Here is a 20,107-nt window from a genome sequence, read left to right as displayed (position 1 = left end):
ACTTAATGCCGATGCGCGATCGCTAATATCCCCGCATCTCCATCTAAAATTGCTTCTACACCCACTGGTAAGGCTGCATTAGGGCTATCGTGACCAAAAGGCAAATCAGAGACAATGGGAATATTTAAATCACCCAGGCGATCGCGCAATACTTCCTCTACACTAAAACTAGGTACAGTTGGCGGCACTTCACAGCGAGTAAAACTCCCCAACGCAATACCACAAACTTTAGCCAAAGCACCACTTAAACGCCACTGTGTCAGCATCCTGTCGATGCGATAAGGTGCTTCTGTAACATCCTCCAATGCCAGAATTACACCATCAAGATGTGGCTGTAGTGGTGTAGCTAAAAGGTGAGTAGCCACCGTGAGATTACCTGGCAACAAAGTCCCTGTAATCACACCACCGCCCCAACCGCAACCTTTGAGTGAGGCGAGAGGACGACCTTCTAGCCAGTCGAATAATCTGTCAATTGACCAATCTGGCTCATCTGCCAAAGTTGTCATTACCGAACCGTGAACGCTGCAAATTCCTGCTGTGTAAAGACTCCACAACAAGGCTGTGATATCAGAAAAACCAATCAACCACTTGGGAAGTGCTGAATTTTGTTGCCAATTCCAATCTTCTAAAATGCGGGTGCTGCCAAAACCGCCTCTGGCGCAAAGGATACCACGACAATTGGAATCTTGCCACGCTGCTGCTAGTTGCTGACGGCGGATTTCATCGTTTCCAGCAAGATAACCCCATTTGTCATCTATCTGAGGGCTGATTTCTACTCGATAACCACGCGATCGCCAAATTTCTACACTCCGCCCAAATATCTCAAATTCTCGCAAAGCACCACTAGGGGCAATTACTCGTAGTAAGTCGCCAGGTTTCAGGGGCGGTGGTAAGATTTTGGATGGCATGAAAAAAGTTAGGAGTTAAGAATAAAGACTATAACCCATAACTCCGATAAAATTTTGTTGAATTATTTTCCAAGCGATCGCTCTTTAAATACCCTTTTGCTGAAAAACATTGTACGTGTGAGTATTTTTTATAAAAGTCAAAGCTGACGTTTGACGTAACGCCCTTTACTAATACTCATTCGCTTCAAGGTTTTGTTTCATGTGGATACCAATAGCACGAGCAGCCGGATCTGAACTTTGTAACAGTGTATTTGACACATTGTGCTGATCAACTTGGCTTCGATTTTGACTGAGCTTGTACTTACCTTCCAAGCGTGTAACAGTTATTTCAAATCCCACAATGCCATTCATCATACCTTCACGAAATCCGTCAGATAAACCGTGCCAATGCGATTTGTAATCAGCTTCGTAGGTGTCTATCATCTCGTTTATCATTTGGTTCATTGATTCTGGGGAGTCATTGAGCATGATGACTTTGGGAATACCATAAGCGTGAACAGCAATATAGTTCCACGTTGGTACGCTCTCATGCTTTTCATACAAGCTAGGAGAAATGTAAGCGTGTACTCCGGTGAAGATAGCAAGTAACTCAGTGCCAAGGGCTTGCGATTGAGGATTTTGCTTTGCCAAATGACCAATTAATTTAACAGTATCCCCTTGCATTGCAATGACAAGAGGAATGTGTGAAGCACAAGGTACGCCATCTATAATCGACACCAATGTAGCGAAACTATTAGCTCTCATAAAGGCGATCAATTTATCAACATTATCTTCTTGAAAAGCGGTTGGTCTATACATGGTGATTTAATCTCACTATCAACTTATGTCAGTAAATACTCTACTCGCATCAAATCCAACTCCCGTTCAAATATTTCATCAATTGGTAACATTTGGCCATCGACAGTCATAAACTTGTGATCTTTTGTTGCCCGAATCACTGAACCATCTTCTAAACAATACTCAAATACTTCTTGTTGCCCGCGATCGTGCCACTGTGCTACGGGTTGCGTGTAAATATTCCCATTATTATCAACGCTGTATACAGTACATTCAATGCGTTTTTCGACGATTTTACCAATCGGGATGAATCCATATTCCACCGTCAATATTTCCGTGTCATAGCTTAAACAATATTCAGCAAACTTTAGCATTTGCTCAAATAATTCATCCGCAATTTTTTTCTGAACGCCATTTTTTGCTGCGCCATCTACAAATTTTTCTCGCTGCTTTTGCATCTCAGAAACTTTCTTTTTACCCATCGCTCGACGCAGCAAGTCAGCTTGTCCTAAGGTATATCCAGCCATATCCTGAGCAATTTTCATGATTTGCTCTTGATAGACCATAATTCCATAGGTTTCGTCTAATATTGGTTCTAAAATAGTGTGTTGATAATCAATCTTTTCTCGCCCGTGTTTGCGGTTAATAAACTTCGGAATTAGTCCCGCATCTAATGGCCCCGGTCGATAAAGTGCCAAAATTGAAGAAATATCTTCTATATTAGAAGGCTTCAAATCTCGCACTATCTGACGCATCCCAGAAGATTCTAATTGAAATATCCCTTCTAATTCACCTGCTTCTAAAAGTTCGTAGGTTTTTTGGACATCTTTTGGCAGAGAGCTATGTTCACCTTTAGCTAATATCTTCTGGGCTTTTCTTTCCTGGCGGGGAATTTCATCAGGATCAACCCGATATCCTCTCGTTTCTTGAATTAAATCAACAGTCTTTTGAATCAGCGTCAGGTTCCGTAAACCCAGAAAATCCATTTTCAACAAACCCATTGATTCCAGGTCTTCCATGAAATACTGGGTAATCACAGAACCGTCATTATTCTTCTGTAGCGGCACAATTTCATCCAGTGGATCGGCAGAAATCACTACACCTGCTGCATGAACTCCAAAAGTTTTGTTAGTTCCTTCAATTCGCATCGCCATATCAAGCCAATGACGAACATGGGGTTCTTTATCATATTTCTCTTTAAACTCTGGTTCTGGAGTTTCATTAGAAATCATCACCTTGAGTTTCGTTGGTTTTCCCCGCACTACAGGAATTAATTTCGCCATTTTATCGGCTTCCCCATAGGGAATATTCAATACTCTGGCGACATCTTTCAAAACTGCTTTAGAAGTTAGGCGGTTAAAAGTGATAATTTGGGCAACTCTATCTGCACCATATTTATCAGTTACATATTCAATAACTTTATCCCGTTGTTCAATACAGAAATCCGTATCAATATCAGGCATGGATTTGCGTTCGGGGTTCAAAAAACGCTCGAATAGTAGCCCATGATGTACAGGATCAATATTAGTAATCCGCATCGCATAGGCAACTAACGAACCAGCCGCCGAACCCCGACCTGGACCCACAGGAATATTATTATCTCTAGCAAATTTGATGTAGTCCCATACAACTAAAAAGTATTTGGAAAAACCCATCTGCTGAATCATTTTCAATTCGTATTCCAATCTTTCTTTATAGATGGAATCGACCTCATTGCGGGATTTACGATTTAAACGTTCTAAAAGTCCGCTCCATGCAACATCTTCAGCGTAAGTCTCAGCAGTATGACCAGAGGGAATGGGTGGTGTCGGAATCTGAGGCTCACCCATAATATGGTAAGGCTCGACTTTATCGGCAACTTCTTCAGTGGTGGCGATCGCAACTTCAATTACATCATCCGGCAAATGGTCACGAAATAGCTGCCTCATCTCCTCGCCAGATTTGAGATATTCTGTACCGCTATAACGCATCCGCTTGTCTTCAATAATTAGCTTGCCAGTTTGAATACATAACAAAGCATCATGGGCTTCAACGTCAAAACAAGAAATAAAATGAGAATCATTGGTAGCAATAAACTTAATATTTAGTTCCCGCGCAATTTTAATGATTTCAACATTCACAATCCGGTCTTCTTGGGAGCCGTGATCTTGAATTTCTAGATAATAATCATCACCAAATACATCTTTATACCACTGAGCAACTTTCCGGGCTGCATCTGGTCTACCGCTAAGAATCGCTTGGGGAACTTCTCCACCCAAGCAAGCACTAGTAACAATCAAGCCTTCATGATATTGTTTGAGTAAATCTTTATTAATACAAGGACGAGAAAAAATTCCTTTACCTTGAACACCTTGAAGGTGAGAAATTGTAGTTAATTTGACTAAATGTTTGTAACCTTGAGTATTTTTAGCTAAAACGACTTGATGATATTTCGGACGGCGTTCTTGTTTTTCAATGTCGCCGTTAATTACATACATTTCATTGCCGATAATCGGCTTAATATTTTGACTACGGCAGATTTTGATCAATTCAACCGCCCCATACATGACACCATGATCAGTAAGGGCGATCGCTTTCATTCCCAGTGCGATCGCTCGATCCACCAACTCTGGTAGCTGACTTGCTCCATCGAGCAGACTGTAGTCACTGTGAATATGTAAAGGGACAAAGGACATAAGCAATTTAAAATCCAAAATTTAATGCTAATCAGCTGATCTCTAGGGGTCTACCCAATAGCACACCCTTTCGAGCCGGATTTTGCAAAGCAACGGAATCTTAGATTAACTTGTTTGCGAAATTTTCACTTCCGAAAGTGAAGTTTTAATAGTTACAGCCGTTAACCAGTATTTAGCTAATGAGTCAAACAGAGAGTACTACTTCGCCTGAAACCAAAGCTAGCCCTTGGTGGCAGCGTATCCCTCTCACCTTGCAAATTGTCATCGCTCTGATAGCCGCAGTCAGCGTCGGAATTGCCCTTGGTGCGGGGAATCCTAATCCAAGTAATGCCGCCTTAATCAACAATTTAGCAATTCCGGCTGAGTTAGTGCTAAAGGCTCTCCGTGCCTTAGCTACACCCCTGATTTTGGTAGCGGTGCTCCATACTTTGATGACTACCAACATCCCCGGTACAGCCGGACGGCGGCTGGCAGTGCTACTTTTAACCAACACTACCGTAGCTATTTTAATAGGACTTTTTGTAGCAAATGTCCTGCGTCCGGGGACTTGGGGCAATGTAGCTACCTCAATAAATACAGAAATAGCTCCTCAAAGTCTTGACCCTTGGGGAATACTCAAAGATGCTGTACCCGAAGCTATCCTGAAGCCGTTAGTTGATAATAATGTTATCCAACTAATTGTTATTGCCCTAAGTTTTGGCATCGTCCTGCGGGGATTAAAATCGGAACAAATTGCCCAAGGGAAGAATGCGTACCAGCCGATAGAGGATGTGATCGGGATTTTATTTGAGGCGGTAGTCCACGTCCTCAACTGGGTAATTGCCTTAGTACCTTTGGCAGTATTTGGGATTGTAGCGAAAACTGTGGCTATGCAAGGGTTTGCACCATTTAAATCTTTGGGTGCATTCATTGTGGCGGTGCTGTTAGCGCTGGGATTGCAAGCCTGCTACTACCTCACCAGAGTAAAATTCGGTTCTTGGGTACATCCACTAAAGTTCTTAGCTGGTGGTTCTAATGCCTTTTTGACAGCTTTCTCAACTTCTTCCTCAGCGGCTACAATGCCCGTAACCTTTGAAGTTTTACAAACAAAAATCGGTTTAAGGGAATCTTCTGCTGCCTTGGGGGCATTAGTCGGGGCAAATTTCAATAATGATGGCACTGCCCTATATGAAGCAATGTCTGCGTTGTATATTTCCCAACTGATTGGGCAACATCTGAGTCTAGGACAGCAGTTAATTGTCATCCTTACCTCGATTTTTGCATCCGTAGGCGCGGCGAATATTCCCAATGCTGGACTGGTAACAATGACACTGGTGTTTACTTCTGTAGGCTTACCTACCCAGTACATCGCTTTGCTAGTTACTGTAGACTGGTTTCTGGATCGCTGTCGCACCGCGATTAATGTCATGGGAGATATGACTGTCAGTGCTTTACTTGACGGCAAAAAGCCACATTCTTTAGACGAAGCTTAGTTTGCCAGCTTTTAATTGAGTGCGGCAGCTTTCCAAGTATCTAATGCTGTTGAGGTCCCTTGGCATCGCATTCTTTAGCCCAGCAACGTTCTAGAAGTTGGAGACGCCAGATCAATGCAAAGCGACGAGGATTCAATACTAATTTAGTATCACTACTAAATAAAGGTTGATTCAGATATAGCCAAAGGGGAAATTTAGTTTTGGTGTGTTTTGGAGTCATAAGAACAACAAAATATTATAAAAGTTTAGTGGGAAATAGTTGGCATTCTGTCTAGGAACTGCCTGATACTGTTTTTCTAGTTAAAGGTTACACTGCGCTTTTGCAATTGTCTTGGCGGCAATTGCGGAATTTCAGTAAGTGAATTTATGTTGTTTCCGCTTTAATACTGAAATTCCACGCGCCATTTTTCTGATTCCACATCCGGTGAAAAGTCAGATCATTTCACAACATTCCTCGTACAGATACGTTGTTAAGGGCGTACACCTGTTGCAAAGATTTTTGTCAGCGATCGCATTGCCATCCAAATTTTAACTCGGTAGTTTGTTAGGAATTATGATCTTCAAAAGACTTATGATTTATATTACGAACTGTAAATTTAAAATTATTTTGATCAAAGAGCCAGTTCTACAGTAATTATCGGTTTTTTAGGGGAGCAAAATCTTACTCCCCAACTTCGATACTAGACAATGGTGAAATTAGCGGCAGTTAGCGTGGTAGTGTTGATGCCAGTCAGAGTTGCCAAAACTTCATCAGTCGCAGTGACGATGATTTTATGACCAGCGAAACTGAGTTGACTAAAGCTCAAACCACCAGACAAGCCAATCAAATCAGTGCCCTTGCAGAAGTCAGTAATAGTATCAGTACCTTGGGTTGCAGCCAAGATAAATTTATCTTTGCCATTGCCACCTGTGAGGATATCGTTACCAAAACCACCAGACAATCTATCGTTACCATTGCCACCGCAGAGAATGTCTTTGCCATTACCGCCGCAGAGGATGTCATTACCATTACCGCCACCAAGGGTATCATTACCATTGCCGCCAACAAGGGTGTCTTTGCCATTACCGCCATTGAGGTAGTCATTACCGGGAGTGCCGTTGAGGTAATCGTTGCAGTTGCCACCAAAAATGCGTAGGTATAGCCCGTCGTAGACATCGCCTACTTGCACAGTAACTTTAGCAGTATCGGTAAGTTGACCATCGCTGATGGTGTAGTTGAAGCTAGCCGCACCACTAAACCCGGTAGTTGGAGTAAACACAACGAAGTCATCTGCTGAGTTGTTGGCAGTGCCGTTATTGTTAAGTACCGCAGTGCCATTGGTTGTATTATTAACAGCGATGATGCTGAGGTCGATGCGATCAACATCTGTATCATTAGCCAGCAGAGTATTAGCTTGAATACTCACAGCAGTATTTTTGGCAGCGGTAACAGTATCATTGACTGCAACGGGTGTGTCATTAACGGGCTTAACGTTCAAGTTAAAAGTTCCAGAAATGATGCCGCCATTACCGTCATTGACAGTGTATGTAAAGCTATCAGCGCCGTTGTAATTGGCATTGGGGGTGTAAATGAAGTAGTCGTCGCTGGTGTTGCCAACAGTGCCATTGTCGTTAAAGGTGAGTGTACCGTTAGCAGGATTAGCGAAATCACTAATACTTAAGGTATCGCTCTCGGCATCTGTATATCTTCTTAAGATGGTGCTGGCAAGGATGTTAAGGGCAGTATCTTCTTGGGTACTAGCTGTATTCCCAAAACCAAAGATGACGTAGCTCTTGTCAACATCAGACTGAGTGACGCGCTCGTTAAAACGTGTCCCAATAATCAGGTCATCAAATCCGTCACTGTTAATGTCTCCAGCACCACTGACAGAGAAACCTGATCTGTCAAACGTATTAATGCCCTTGATCACAAAGCCGTTGCTGCCATCCAAAGATGAGGGATTGAAGCTAGCTCCAAAGCCGCTACTGCTGCCAAACAGTAAGTAGCTCTCTCCAACAGTGTTGACATCGTATGCCCCGATAATCACGTCATCGAAGCCATCACCGTTGAAGTCTCCGGCACTGCTAACTGAGTAGCCAAAATTGTCATCATCATTAATGCCTTTAATCACGAAGCCGTTATTGCCATTGAGATCGGAGAGATTAAAGCTAGCTGCAAAACCACTGCTGCTGCCAAACACCACGTAGCTTTCCCCAAAATTAAATGAATCGTAGCGGTAGGAAATGCTTGCCCCGATAATTAGGTCATCGAAGCCGTCACCGTTGAAATCCCCGGCACTGCTAAGGTCGATGCCTGAGTTGTCACCTCCATCAATGCCGTTGATGACAAAGCCGTTGCTGCCATTGAGATCGGAGAGATTAAGGCTAGCTGCAAAGCCACTGCTGCCGCCAAACACCACGTAGCTTTCCCCTGCATATTGCTGACCGTTGGGGTCGGCACCCCGTGCCCCGATAATCAGGTCGTCAAAGCCGTCACCGTTGATATCTCCGGCATTGCTTACTGATATGCCTGAAAAGTCACGCGCATCAATGCCGTTGATCACAAAGCCGTTACTGCCGTTGAGTGACGAGAGTTCAAAGCTAGCTCCAAAGCCACTGCTGCTGCCAAACACCACGTAGCTCTCCCCTGCAAAGTTATTGCCGTTGGGGGAGGCAATAGGTGCTCCGATAATCAGGTCGTCAAAGCCGTCACCGTTGATGTCTCCGGCATTGCTGACGGATTTGCCTGAGTTGTCACCCACCTCAACGCCGTTGATCACAAAGCCATTGCTGCCGTTGAGTGACGAGAGATTAAGACTAGCTGCAAAGCCACTGCTGCTACCAAATACCACGTAGCTCTCCCCAGCGTAGCCCTTGCCGTTGGGGGAGGCACGGTATGCCCCAATAATCAAATCGTCGAAGCCATCACCGTTGAAATCTCCGGCATCGCTGACAGGAGCGCCTGAGCGGTCACCCACCTCAATGCCGTTGATCACAAAGCCGTTGCTGCCATTGAGGTCAGAGAGATTGAAAATAGAAACAAGCCTGGGTGCATCATTCACCCCGTTGATAGTCAGGTTAACGTTAGCTGTGCTAGTAAAGCTACCATCGCTGATAGTATAGGTAAAGCTGTCGTTGCCTGTTTCACCTACAGCCAAAGTTTCAAATTGAGCGTTAGGGTCGTAGGTGAAGGTATTATCAGCATTAAAAGTGAATAAAGCACCGGAAGTTAGAGTAATAGGAGTGCCAACAATTACATTATTACCGTTGACATTTGTCAGTGTTAAAGGATTGCTATCCGGGTCGCTGTCGTTGGCTAAGACCGCAATGTTAACGGCGGCGGTATCTTCGTCGGTGGTAGCCGTGTCAGCAACCGCGACTGGAGGTTGATTAGGAGCCGTAGTCGTCGCAAAACCAAAAATGACGTAGCTCTCTCCTGCTTCGTTATTGCCGTTGGGGTCGGCACTCCTTGCCCCGATAATCAGGTCATCGAAGCCGTCGTCGTTGATGTCTCCGGCATTGCTGACGGAAAAGCCTGAGTAGTCACTTTGATCAATGCCGTTGAGCACGAAGCCGTTACTGCCATCGAGTGACGAAAGATTGAGGCTAGCTCCAAAGCCACTGCTGCTGCCAAACACCACGTAGCTCTTCCCAGCACTAAACTTGCCGTTGAGCTTGGCATCATATGCCCCGATAATCAGGTCATCAAAGCCATCGCCGTTGAAGTCTCCGGCACTGTTAAGGTCGAAGCCTGAGTTATAACGTTCATCAATGCCGTTGATCACAAAGCCGTTATTGCCATTGAGTGATGAGAGATTGAGGCTGGCTCCAAAGCTACTACTGCTGCCAAACACCACGTATCTGTCCCCTGCACTGTAATTGCCGTTGGGGAAGAGATAAAATGCACCGATAATCAGGTCATCGAAGCCGTCCCCGTTGATGTCTCCGGCACTGCTGACGGAGTAGCCGGAGCGGTCAAATGCACTAATGCCATTGATCACAAAGCCATTACTGCCATTGAGTAACGAGAGATTCAGGCTGGCTCCAAAGCCACTGCTGCTGCCAAACACTACGTAGCTCTCCCCTGCACTGCGGTTGCTGTTGGGGGAATCAGTACTTGCCCCAATAATCAGGTCATCGAAGCCGTCGCCGTTGAAGTCTCCGGCACTGCTGACGGAGTAGCCTGAGTTGTCAAATTCATCAATGCCGTTGATCACAAAGCCGTTACCGCCATTGAGTAACGAGAGATTCAGGCTGGCTCCAAAGCCACTGCTGCCAAACACTACGTAGCTCTCTCCTGCTTCGTTATTGCCGTTGGGGTTGGCATAACTTGCCCCGATAATCAGGTCATCGAAGCCATCGCCGTTGAAGTCTCCGGCACTGCTAACCGAGGAGCCTAAGCGGTCAAGAGCATCAATGCCATTGAGCACGAAGCCGTTGCCGCCATCGAGTGACGAGAGATTGAGGCTGGCTCTAAAGCCACTGCTGCTGCCAAACACCACGTAGCTCTCTCCTGCTTCGTTATTGCCGTTGGGGTCGGCACTTCTTGCCCCGATAATTAGGTCATCGAAGCCGTCGCCGTTGAAGTCTCCCGCACTGCTAACGTCGGAGCCTGAGTAGTCCCTCTCATCAATGCCGTTGATCACAAAGCCGTTACTGCCATTGAGTGAAGAGAGATTGAGGCTAGCTCCAAAGCCACTGCTACTGCCAAACACCACGTAGCTCTCTCCAGCTTCGCTGTTGCCGTTGGGGTCGGCATCTGGTGCAGCGATAATTAGGTCATCGAAGCCATCGTCGTTAATGTCTCCGGCACTGCTGACGGAATAACCTGAGTAGTCATTGTAATCAATGCCGTTGATCACAAAACCATTATCGCCGTTCAGGTTAGATAAATTAAAAACTGCTGGATTTGGTGCCATTACTGTTGATTCCTATTATCATTTTGTAATCAGCGTCATAAACATTTGGCGCTGTATAAAAGCAAAACTGAAGCCGCTTACTACCAGCCGATCGCTTGGAAACAATAAAGATTAGTTTATACAATATACTCAGATGTATAATCTCAGACTATACATCCTATCTTTGTCTAAAGATAGGCGATTTGATACATTACTAAAGATTACGTACAATTTATCTTTGTCTATCCTCAATCTTGTCTCAAGGATTTACGAGCAAGGATTGATAGTACTTTGAAAATAATTTTATGGGACAAATTATTACTCAGATTAATACTTTCACCAATATACCGTTTTTAGGTAATCTGGCGATCGCCTCCCGGTACAGAAGCGGAAGTATATAATGATGAGAGCGATGTCTACGACGGGTTACGCCTACGCCTTTTTCTCGCCAGACAGCCAAAAGAAACGATGCAACTTAGTTGCAAGTCGATGCAACTAAGGTGCGAGTCAATGCAACTAAGGTGCGAGTCAATGCAACTAAGGTGCGAGTCAATGCAACTAAGGTGCGAGTCAATGCAACTAAGGTGCGAGTCAATGCAACTAAGGTGCGAGTCAATGCAACTAAGGTGCAAGTCGATGCAACTAAGGTGCAAGAGTTATTGTCATTGGCTGTTAGTGTGCCATTAGCAGGGGTTGGTGAAGTCACTGAAGCTTAGTGTATCACTCCAGCATCTTGCTCTTGATTCCTCTGAATTATAGATTTTGCTCCGATCCCACCGTTACTACCCGCCGAATTTCGTCGCTGCGAAACCCGATCGCCATTGGACGACGTACCCCTGCTAAGGCCACCACGTCGTACAATTCTAGTACCACCCCCTCCATTCGCAAGGAATGAACAATATCGCCGCTCCTCAGGTCAATCACCAGTAATCCACAACGAGGTTCGACGTTTTTCTGTTGCAATTTATCGTCTAGGGGCAAGCCGCTGAAGGTCTTGTTATGCCTGGGTTGAGAAATTCCCACTACTGCAAAGTCACCATGAAATGCACAACCGCGCAGATATCCTGGACAGAAGGCGACTGGTTCAAACACTCCCCGCTTTAAGTCGGCAAAGCCAAACTCTCCCGCGCCTGAGTTGAGTAGCCAAAGTTTTTCTTGATGCCAGCGAGGTGAGTGGGGCATAGACAGCCCCCGCAACACAATTTCATTGCTTTCTATGTCAATGACACAGCCCCCATTTGCCCGATGCTCCCGCCAACCTTCTGCCACATCCGACTGGCTGACAGCAGTGACGTATTTGGCTTTTCCTGACTGCATTGCCAACCCATTTAGGTGACATCTATCTTCCGCCGCCAGCTTGCTGATAAAAGTTGGTTGCCACAAGGGAACAAAACTATGGGTTTCGCTGACTGTTCCCAAACAACTAAATAAAGTATTGACAAATAATAATTTTTGTGGTTTTGAATAGTTCCCTTCTGCTTTACTCAACGCGATATCATGAATATCCAAATCTCCTGTCACATAACTCACCTGGGGCAAATAGAGAGCATCATAGCCTTGGTGGTTTTGTCCGGGTTGGATAATGTTTTCAAATCGCCACAGTTGGTACAGGGAACTCATGTAAAGGCTGTTGTCATTAACATATAACCCCATGCACCGCTCAAAGCTGCGTTCAAATACGGACAATTTGCCGTTTGGTTGCAAGCCGATGAAGAACAACTTTCCCGCTTGATAGGTAGTGAAGGATAGACTAAGGTTTTGCTCATACAGCCAGGCGGTGAACTGGCGAGAAGCGTTAAGTTCTAAAGATGGTTTGTCAATAGTGCTGTCATTGGAATTCACTTGGCTTAGACTCCTTAATAACTCTAGTATTGGGTCGGTGAGAATTTTGCCACAGGGTACAAATAACCTTGACTCGATACTCCTACGTTGGGTTGTTGCTAGGCAATCCAGTAGCAACAGTTCCGTTAGTTGCTCTGAGCGATCGCACTCTAGACAGTTTGTAGTCAGTGGTTCTTTATCTCAGAAATCTACCAGAGTATTGTCGGAGTTCCTTTAAAACAATAGATAGTTTTGTAATATAAAAGTATATTGTGTATAATCTAGAACTTAAAAACCTTGGGCATCTGTCTAAAGACAGATAACCTATAGGATTATGAATAGTCCTATAGATAAAATTAAATGGGTGACATTGCAGATCAAGATGTTTATTAGGAGTAGTGAACGCCGTTTACACTTTGTGCAAGCTTTACAGCACTTCCGGCTATTATGCAATACAGTTTTTATCCCTGCCTCTCTCCTATCATCACTTTCAGCTATGAGGATGTACCTCATAGCTGCCGGAAGTGCTGTAACTCTGAGCCGAATGGCACACTTGTCAAGGTATAAGTTATGCTCCATAAGCATTACAGCAATTTATGCCATTAACCAGTAAACAACTCAGGCGATCGTTCCACAACACCTGGTAGTTAAAAGCCTTTGGTTGAAGGGTTTGAAGGGTGCGATCGCTGTTTTTAGCATATATAACTATGTTTTTGTTAAAGTATTAAATAATTTGGAGAAAATAGGTATGATTAACTCTTCTGTGAATTTACCATTGTTCTTAGAATCATATGTTGAATTTATGCAACATATTGAGAGCTTATACACGAAGCTTTCAAATCCTGCAAAAGGGGCTGAGTTTGCAAAATTTTCAAAAGATATTTTAAGTACACAGGAAAAATTTTTAGGATTAAAACCGGAGCTTAACACTAAACAAACCCATGATGAAGGAGTTGACGTTTTTTGGTTTGACTCAGAAACCAACCAACAAAAAGTTTATTGTCAATGCAAATTACATATTCGCGGCAAAGATGATTTAGATAATATAATAGGAAAGTTTTCGAGCTACGAGAAATCTCGCTTTCCAACTAACAAGGATATAAAGCAATTAAATATTTTTGATTCCTCAGAAGTTAATCAAACAGGTAATTCAGAATCTAATTTAAACGTTATTTATAGTATAGCAACCCTTTCAATTACTAAAAACATACTAGATTTGTATAAAAATTCAGGTAGACCATCGGTTAACTTTTATCAAAACTTAGCTAATTCTAATCGAATTGAAATAATTGATGGTCAATTATTATACAAACTTTTTTTAGAAGCATATAGAAAAGAATATGCAATTCCCCAAAGAGTTTTGTTTAAGGTTCATGAAAAATTTGTAAATTATCATAATGTATACATGGGAATTATAAGTGCAGGAGATTTAATAAAAATTTATAGTGAATGTGGTCAGGGAATTTTCTTTGAAAATGTTAGAGATTTTTTAGGTTTGGATGCTCGAAATTCAGCTTTAGATATTAATAATGAAATTTTTAAAACAGCCACTAATGAACCAGATAAAATGCTAGAAAGAAATAATGGAATTACGTTCAAGGCTAGTTCTCTAGAATACAAAGATGACAATTTAATTTTAGAAAATGCCGGAATTATCAATGGTTGCCAGACAACAATGTGCATTGTTGAAGCTCAACCTTCAGGAGATTGTTTTGTTCCTGTTAAAATTGTTATTGCTGATTTAGAGAATTCATCGAAAGTAGCTAAAACAGCTAATACGCAAAATAAGATTGAAAAAATTAACTTAGAATTATCTGAGTATCTTAGACCTCAACTAGTAAAAATGAGTCTTGCTGAAATTGGAGTAAAAATTAATGAACACGAAACTTTAACATCTGTCCCATCAATTGCATCGGCCATCTGCTATAGTCGTGTTTTTTATTCAGATTTGAGATATTTATTTATTGGTTTATTTAGTTATATACCTCGCAACATTTTTATATCAGATTATGCTTCTATCAAGTTTGATGATCTTGGTAATGCTTATCCGTCATTAGATGATAAAAAACATTTAGTAAGTATAATTGGTAACATTTTAACAACGGCTAATAAAGTTTTTGATAAACTTAAAGAGGAGTACCCTTCCGAAGCTAATCTTCAAGACTCTAAAGGTAAAATTGGACAAATATTTAATAGATTTTATGTGGATGAAAAAGGATATAAACCTTATCTAATCGTGTTTGCTATGTGTTGTTTGCTAAATGTTCATGACGAAAAGCAATTTAAGGAGCAAAGTGTTCAGGCATTTGTAGATAAAATTAATAATATTATTGAAAGCAGAGAATCAGATTGTGAAGAAGCATTAAAAAAATCATTTAAAGCCGTAGCTATAAGTGTTATCAGTAGATCTACAGGCAAGGACAGGGACGTTGATCAAGAAATAAGACAAAAGCTATTTACGTATTTAAAAACAACTGAATTTTCTAGTTTTTATTTAACTTATGGAGCTCTATAAAATTTGCTTTATTACAAGTCAATTTAAAGATATTGACACGAGATCACTCTTCATCACCCTCACATCAAGGAATTGTTAACCATCTTGATCGCAAACATAACCAAGGTGGTACACTACATCAATGCTAGGGGTGCCTGCATTACCAGGCTGAGATCACACCCTTAACACCTGAGTCTGGGTAATACCAGCGGAGGGAAGCTGTTTATTGAGGATTTTAATATGCGGACAGAATGGGTTACTAAGCGGCGTGGACAGGGTAATGTATCTCAAATGCACTACGCCCGTCAAGGTGTTATCACCGAAGAAATGCACTATGTCGCCCAGCGAGAAAACCTTCCTGCTGACCTGATTCGTGAGGAAGTAGCGCGGGGACGAATGATTATCCCAGCTAATATTAATCACACTAACCTTGAGCCGATGTGCATTGGCATCGCCTCTAAATGTAAGGTAAATGCTAATATCGGCGCTTCTCCCAACTCTTCTAATCTTCAGGAAGAAGTTGATAAACTACACTTGTCGGTGAAGTACGGTGCTGATACCGTGATGGATTTGTCCACAGGTGGCGGTAATTTGGATGAAATTCGCACCGCCATCATTAAGGCTTCGCCTGTTCCTATTGGTACGGTGCCAGTATACCAAGCTTTAGAAAGTGTTCACGGCACAATCGAGAATCTAACTGCTGATGACTTTCTCCACATCATCGAAAAGCACGCCCAGCAAGGAGTAGACTATCAAACTATCCATGCTGGAATTTTGATTGAGCATTTACCCTTGGTGAGAAACCGGATCACTGGTATTGTCTCTCGCGGTGGTGGCATTTTGGCGCGGTGGATGTTGCATCACCATAAACAAAACCCGCTTTACACTCACTTCCAAGATATCATCGAGATTTTCAAAAAATACGATGTCTCCTTTAGTTTGGGAGATTCCTTGCGTCCTGGATGTACCCATGATGCCTCAGATGAAGCACAATTAGCTGAGTTGAAAACCCTTGGACAGCTAACTCGCAAAGCTTGGGAAGATGATGTACAGGTGATGGTGGAAGGGCCTGGACACGTCCCAATGGATCAAATTGAGTTCAATGTCCGCAAGCAGATGGAAGAATGTTCGGAAGCACCTTTCTATGTGTTAGGGCCATTGGTGACAGATATTGCTCCCGGTTATGACCATATCACTTCAGCGATCGGGGCAGCGATGGCTGGATGGTACGGGACAGCAATGTTGTGCTATGTAACACCAAAAGAACATTTGGGTCTACCAAATGCCGAAGATGTCAGGAATGGGTTGATTGCCTACAAGATAGCAGCTCATGCGGCGGATATTGCTAGACATCGCCCAGGTGCAAGGGATAGAGACGATGAGCTTTCTAAGGCGCGTTACAACTTCGATTGGAACCGTCAGTTTGAATTATCACTCGACCCAGAAAGAGCTAAGGAATACCACGATGAAACTCTGCCAGCAGACATCTATAAAACTGCTGAGTTTTGTTCGATGTGTGGGCCTAAGTTCTGCCCAATGCAAACTAAAGTTGATGCTGATGCGCTGACAGAATTAGAGAAGTTCTTGGCGAAAGAGGCTGTGACTCAAAGCTAAGGCATAGTTTTGTACGGTGTGTTATGCCGTAGGCTAACGCACCATCCCAAATTTTCGGTGCGTTATGCAGAACCCTTGTAGAGACGCGAAATTGTACTTCGTCCCGCGACGCTAACGCGTCTCTACATTCATTATCGAAGATGTCTATTGACTTAAAACCCAATTTCAATGGTCAAGCTGCGAATCTTGCCTGTATCTACATTAGCTTTATCTGCCACTTCCAGAGTCCAGGTTCCTTGGGGACTTTTACCTTTAAAAGCAGCAAGTTTAGGACTGTTCACTTCGTCGTAGGTTGTTTTGATATTATCTGTAGCTCCGCCCTGGCGATCGTGCAGAATTATAGGAAGTACGCCTATTTGTACAGGGGGGAGAAGAGTAACTACAAGATCCCCAATATATGTATGCTCGATGTCTAGATTAATTTTGATGGACTTCACAAGACTGGTATTAGCGATCGCCAACGATAATGTTGATGTCTGCAAGTCGTTAATTGGGATATCTTGCACTGCCTTGAATATGCTAATGAGTGATATTTGGGGTGGCTTGGCCAATTCTACAGCTTTGAGAGCATTCATCCGACCATAACCATAGAAGGGGCTACGACCATTGGCATCATATTTACCTCCAGCTTGATCAATGCGATCGCTGGAGCGTTTAATGATGTCTCGCACTTCATCCCAACGCAGATTCGGGTTGCTGGCAATGATCAAGGCTACTACACCAGCTGCACCTGGACAGGAGCTGGAAGTTCCACCGAATTCGTTGGTGTAGCTGCCTCCAAAGTCACCCAGATTTAGATTACCTGAATTATAACCAACTAAACCAGAGCGATCGGTTGTCCAAATTCCAGGGGTTTGAGAACTGTTGCCATTATTGCTAGGGAAGGCGCACCAGACTGCCTGACCAAAGTCGCTGTAAGCGCTTCTTGTACCAAAGTCGTTACAAGCTGCCACAGCAATTACCTTTTGGTAGCTGGCATAGCCGTCGTTATCTACGCTTTCGTTACCATTTCCAGCCGCGAATAAAATTACACAACCTTTGCCGTTGCGTCCTTTAGTGATTGCAAAGTCTATGGCAAGTCGTGTGGAATCAGGCAGAGGCACTTTCTGGTTATGTACAGGATCGCTTGGCTCAAACCAAGTGCCATCTGCTGGCCCCCAGCTGCAAGAGATGACATCAGCACCATTTTGAGCCGCCCAAATAAAAGCATCTGCTTCATCCTGCGATCCTAGTGCCGAAGCTAAACGAATCGGCATGAGCTTTGCACCCGGTGCAACACCAGAAGCGCCAAAGTTGCCGTTTGCACAAGCTACTCCTGCACAAGCTGTCCCGTGGTTATTATCGTTTCCTGGTCTGGGATCGTTAGTTTTACGTGTGACATCACGCGGGGCAACAATCTTTCCAGATGAACGGAACTCTTCATGATCGAGGTCTACACCGTCGTCAATAATTGCAATAATCGTTCCTGTGCCATTGCTCAATTTCCAAGCTGCCTCAACGTTGGCATGGGCGTTAATTACCTTGCCATTAATTGTTGTTTGCTTGAGATGCCACTGTTGCGGTAAAACTTGACGTTTGCGGATTTCACGCACTAGTTCAGGATGGCACAGTTCAACTGATTGTTCATTCAAAAGTCTCTCGGCGATGTCAAAGACGGCTATACCAGTATTTGCAGGTGCACTGACAAAGAAAGCATTTCGTGCGTACTCAAGTTGGCGTTTAATTGTTAAGCCGTAACGTCCTAAGACCTCCTGGTAGACCGTTAACTCCTCGTCATCATCAAATTTAACAAAGAGGTTTTCAGTGTAGATTACAGGCTGTCTTGACTGGGGATCGACAAGCACACGTCCGGCAAATTGGACTTCCGGCTCTTGGCTGAGAATTTCGCGGGCGCGATCGCGCAAAGCAGCATCCTGAGTTGGAACTTTAACTTGCAAAATTTCTACGCCTGCTTGCCGAAACCGTGTTGCTAAATTGAATTGATTCAGGATGCTGCGAGCTGCGAGTGACACAGGTGCGACTTCAAATGGTCTTTCAGCAATCAAGGCGCTGCGGTTTTCGGTACGGACTACAATGTGCTCATTACTGATAGCAAGTTCATACTGTTGACCATTCTCTCCACCATAGCGAACGTGAACCATAATTTAATCTCCTGGGATATTGAAGTGAAATTATCTTGAAAATTAGGTATTAAACTGACGTTAAACCTTGTCGATTTTCAAACCTTGAGTAGTGTAGGCATTTTGCCCACAATACCAGCCTATGTGTACACACAAGTCAGATGTCTTTTCATCCCTTTCTATTACCTGCTTTAATCTTTCCTTGCAAAAGCTACGGTGTACACACAAATCTTTTAAAGTTACTGTGTAACGTCGGGTAAATTAATTTTTGCAGGTCGATGCAACAAAGGTGCAGGTCGATGCAACAAAGGTGCAGGTCAATGCAACAAAGGTGCAGGTCAATGCAACAAAGATGCAGGTCGATGCAACAAAGATGCAGGTCGATGCAACAAAGATGCAAGTCGATTCAACAAAGATGCAGGTCAAAAGACTTGTGTCTACACTGTCGCTGCTATTAGCATGGAGCAAGATGCTCTCACTACTTTTAAAAACCTATGGTTCTCAAAATAAATGTGGTTTAGTTCATGGATGCCTTTGATTTCATGTGCTATATCTGTGTTACGACACCAAAAAACAAGCTTAAACAGATTTTAATCTTAAAAGGTTTATACAAGTTTTCGATTTATCTTTCCAGAAAAGAGGGGATTGAAAGTCAGGTTGCTTTACAAATATTCACTATCGCGCCTCTAGGAAAGATTTGTATTTCATGCCACTGAAAAACGCTGTAACATCGTTACAACTTGAGAAGGATGATTTATTTTCCGGCTGAGTATTTTCTACAGATGTATTCTCTACACCTGATTGCTGAAGTGAAATTCCAAAAAGACTATTTTTCTGATTACCCTCAAGAAATCCGCATTGGCAGCGATAGCACTGCTGTATGCTACACTCGCAAGCCTGGGTACTATGCAGTACATTACAAGCAACCTAACACCGTGGCATCGGGAGCAATTTTACAACTTAACGACGGTGCGATGTCTACGACGGGCTACGCCTACGCAGTTTTTTCAGGCGAACCCAATCAATTAGAGTCGGATACACTAAGTCCGATTTACACAATAGAACCCAATAATTTGCTAGCAGTACCAACTGGACTGGTTTTCATTCGCTTTGCTGAAGGCGTTGATGTGGAGTCTCAGCGCGAGGCGATCAATCAAGCAGGTTACGAAGTAGAGCAAAGCCTTGACTATGCGCCTCAAGCCGCCTGGTTGCGTGCACAATCAGGTAATATTGTCGATGCGATCGCTGGGATTTCTCAGTTAGAAGCAATACCTAACGTTGAAAATGTCGAACTTCAAATGCTTATGGAAAGAGATTTGAAACTAGGGCGGTAAAAGGGATTGGAGATT

At 43.3% G+C, this 20,107-nt stretch carries 13 protein-coding genes and 1 riboswitch; of the genes, 6 read left to right on the top strand and 7 right to left on the bottom strand.

Going from position 1 to position 20,107, the window contains the following annotated elements; translation table 11 throughout:
• Positions 1–2: 2 nt before the first annotated feature.
• The 3 genes from ACEW80_RS25695 to ACEW80_RS25685 all read right to left on the bottom strand — a co-directional run bounded on the left by ACEW80_RS25695 (position 3) and on the right by ACEW80_RS25685 (position 4,360).
• Positions 3–908 carry an LD-carboxypeptidase gene (locus ACEW80_RS25695; RefSeq protein ID WP_373529310.1) on the bottom strand — a complete coding sequence of 302 codons (906 nt, stop codon included), beginning with the start codon at positions 906–908 and terminating at the stop codon, positions 3–5.
• Between the two features lie 168 nt (positions 909–1,076).
• Positions 1,077–1,706: an FMN-binding negative transcriptional regulator gene (locus ACEW80_RS25690; protein ID WP_373529309.1), complete on the bottom strand. Its 630-nt coding sequence runs from the start codon at positions 1,704–1,706 to the stop codon at positions 1,077–1,079.
• A 23-nt stretch (positions 1,707–1,729) separates the two neighbouring features.
• Positions 1,730–4,360: a DNA polymerase III subunit alpha gene (locus ACEW80_RS25685; RefSeq protein WP_373529308.1), complete on the bottom strand. Its 2,631-nt coding sequence runs from the start codon at positions 4,358–4,360 to the stop codon at positions 1,730–1,732.
• 179 nt (positions 4,361–4,539) lie between these two features.
• On the opposite strand from ACEW80_RS25685, the gene ACEW80_RS25680 reads away from it, so the two are divergent.
• Entirely contained in the window at positions 4,540–5,832 is a 1,293-nt protein-coding gene (locus ACEW80_RS25680) for a dicarboxylate/amino acid:cation symporter (protein ID WP_373529307.1), read from the top strand.
• Between the two features lie 40 nt (positions 5,833–5,872).
• On the opposite strand, the gene ACEW80_RS25675 is transcribed toward ACEW80_RS25680, so the two are convergent.
• Together ACEW80_RS25675 and ACEW80_RS25670 are read right to left on the bottom strand one after the other, a co-directional pair.
• Positions 5,873–6,052 carry a hypothetical protein gene (locus tag ACEW80_RS25675; RefSeq protein WP_373529306.1) on the bottom strand — a complete coding sequence of 60 codons (180 nt, stop codon included), beginning with the start codon at positions 6,050–6,052 and terminating at the stop codon, positions 5,873–5,875.
• A 460-nt stretch (positions 6,053–6,512) separates the two neighbouring features.
• Complete coding sequence (locus tag ACEW80_RS25670; RefSeq protein ID WP_373529305.1) at positions 6,513–10,730, bottom strand: beta strand repeat-containing protein; 4,218 nt, start codon at positions 10,728–10,730, stop codon at positions 6,513–6,515.
• Between the two features lie 458 nt (positions 10,731–11,188).
• Here ACEW80_RS25670 and ACEW80_RS25665 point away from each other — a divergent pair, with 458 nt between their 5' ends.
• Positions 11,189–11,425 carry a hypothetical protein gene (locus ACEW80_RS25665; protein WP_373529304.1) on the top strand — a complete coding sequence of 79 codons (237 nt, stop codon included), beginning with the start codon at positions 11,189–11,191 and terminating at the stop codon, positions 11,423–11,425.
• 37 nt (positions 11,426–11,462) lie between these two features.
• Here ACEW80_RS25665 and ACEW80_RS25660 read toward each other — a convergent pair whose 3' ends face one another.
• Positions 11,463–12,551 (bottom strand): TIGR03032 family protein, encoded by a 1,089-nt coding sequence (locus tag ACEW80_RS25660; RefSeq protein ID WP_373529303.1) that lies wholly within the window; start codon positions 12,549–12,551, stop codon positions 11,463–11,465.
• Between the two features lie 727 nt (positions 12,552–13,278).
• Between ACEW80_RS25660 and ACEW80_RS25655 the strand changes: the two genes are divergently transcribed.
• Complete coding sequence (locus tag ACEW80_RS25655; protein ID WP_373529302.1) at positions 13,279–15,045, top strand: AIPR family protein; 1,767 nt, start codon at positions 13,279–13,281, stop codon at positions 15,043–15,045.
• Between the two features lie 116 nt (positions 15,046–15,161).
• Positions 15,162–15,258: riboswitch (TPP riboswitch) on the top strand.
• A gap of 6 nt (positions 15,259–15,264) precedes the next feature.
• A complete protein-coding gene (thiC, locus tag ACEW80_RS25650; RefSeq protein ID WP_373529301.1) occupies positions 15,265–16,638 on the top strand; it encodes a phosphomethylpyrimidine synthase in 1,374 nt (457 codons plus the stop codon).
• A gap of 152 nt (positions 16,639–16,790) precedes the next feature.
• Here the strand turns inward: thiC and ACEW80_RS25645 are convergent, their stop codons facing one another.
• Positions 16,791–18,779 carry a S8 family serine peptidase gene (locus tag ACEW80_RS25645; RefSeq protein WP_373529300.1) on the bottom strand — a complete coding sequence of 663 codons (1,989 nt, stop codon included), beginning with the start codon at positions 18,777–18,779 and terminating at the stop codon, positions 16,791–16,793.
• Positions 18,780–19,026: 247 nt separating this feature from the next.
• Here ACEW80_RS25645 and ACEW80_RS25640 point away from each other — a divergent pair, with 247 nt between their 5' ends.
• A complete protein-coding gene (locus tag ACEW80_RS25640; protein WP_373529299.1) occupies positions 19,027–19,296 on the top strand; it encodes a hypothetical protein in 270 nt (89 codons plus the stop codon).
• Between the two features lie 211 nt (positions 19,297–19,507).
• Positions 19,508–20,092 carry a hypothetical protein gene (locus ACEW80_RS25635; RefSeq protein ID WP_373529298.1) on the top strand — a complete coding sequence of 195 codons (585 nt, stop codon included), beginning with the start codon at positions 19,508–19,510 and terminating at the stop codon, positions 20,090–20,092.
• Positions 20,093–20,107: the final 15 nt, after the last annotated feature.

It is taken from the genome of Nostoc sp. (assembly GCF_041747015.1).
Lineage (GTDB): Bacteria > Cyanobacteriota > Cyanobacteriia > Cyanobacteriales > Nostocaceae > Nostoc.
This window is presented reverse-complemented; position numbering and strand designations above follow the sequence as displayed.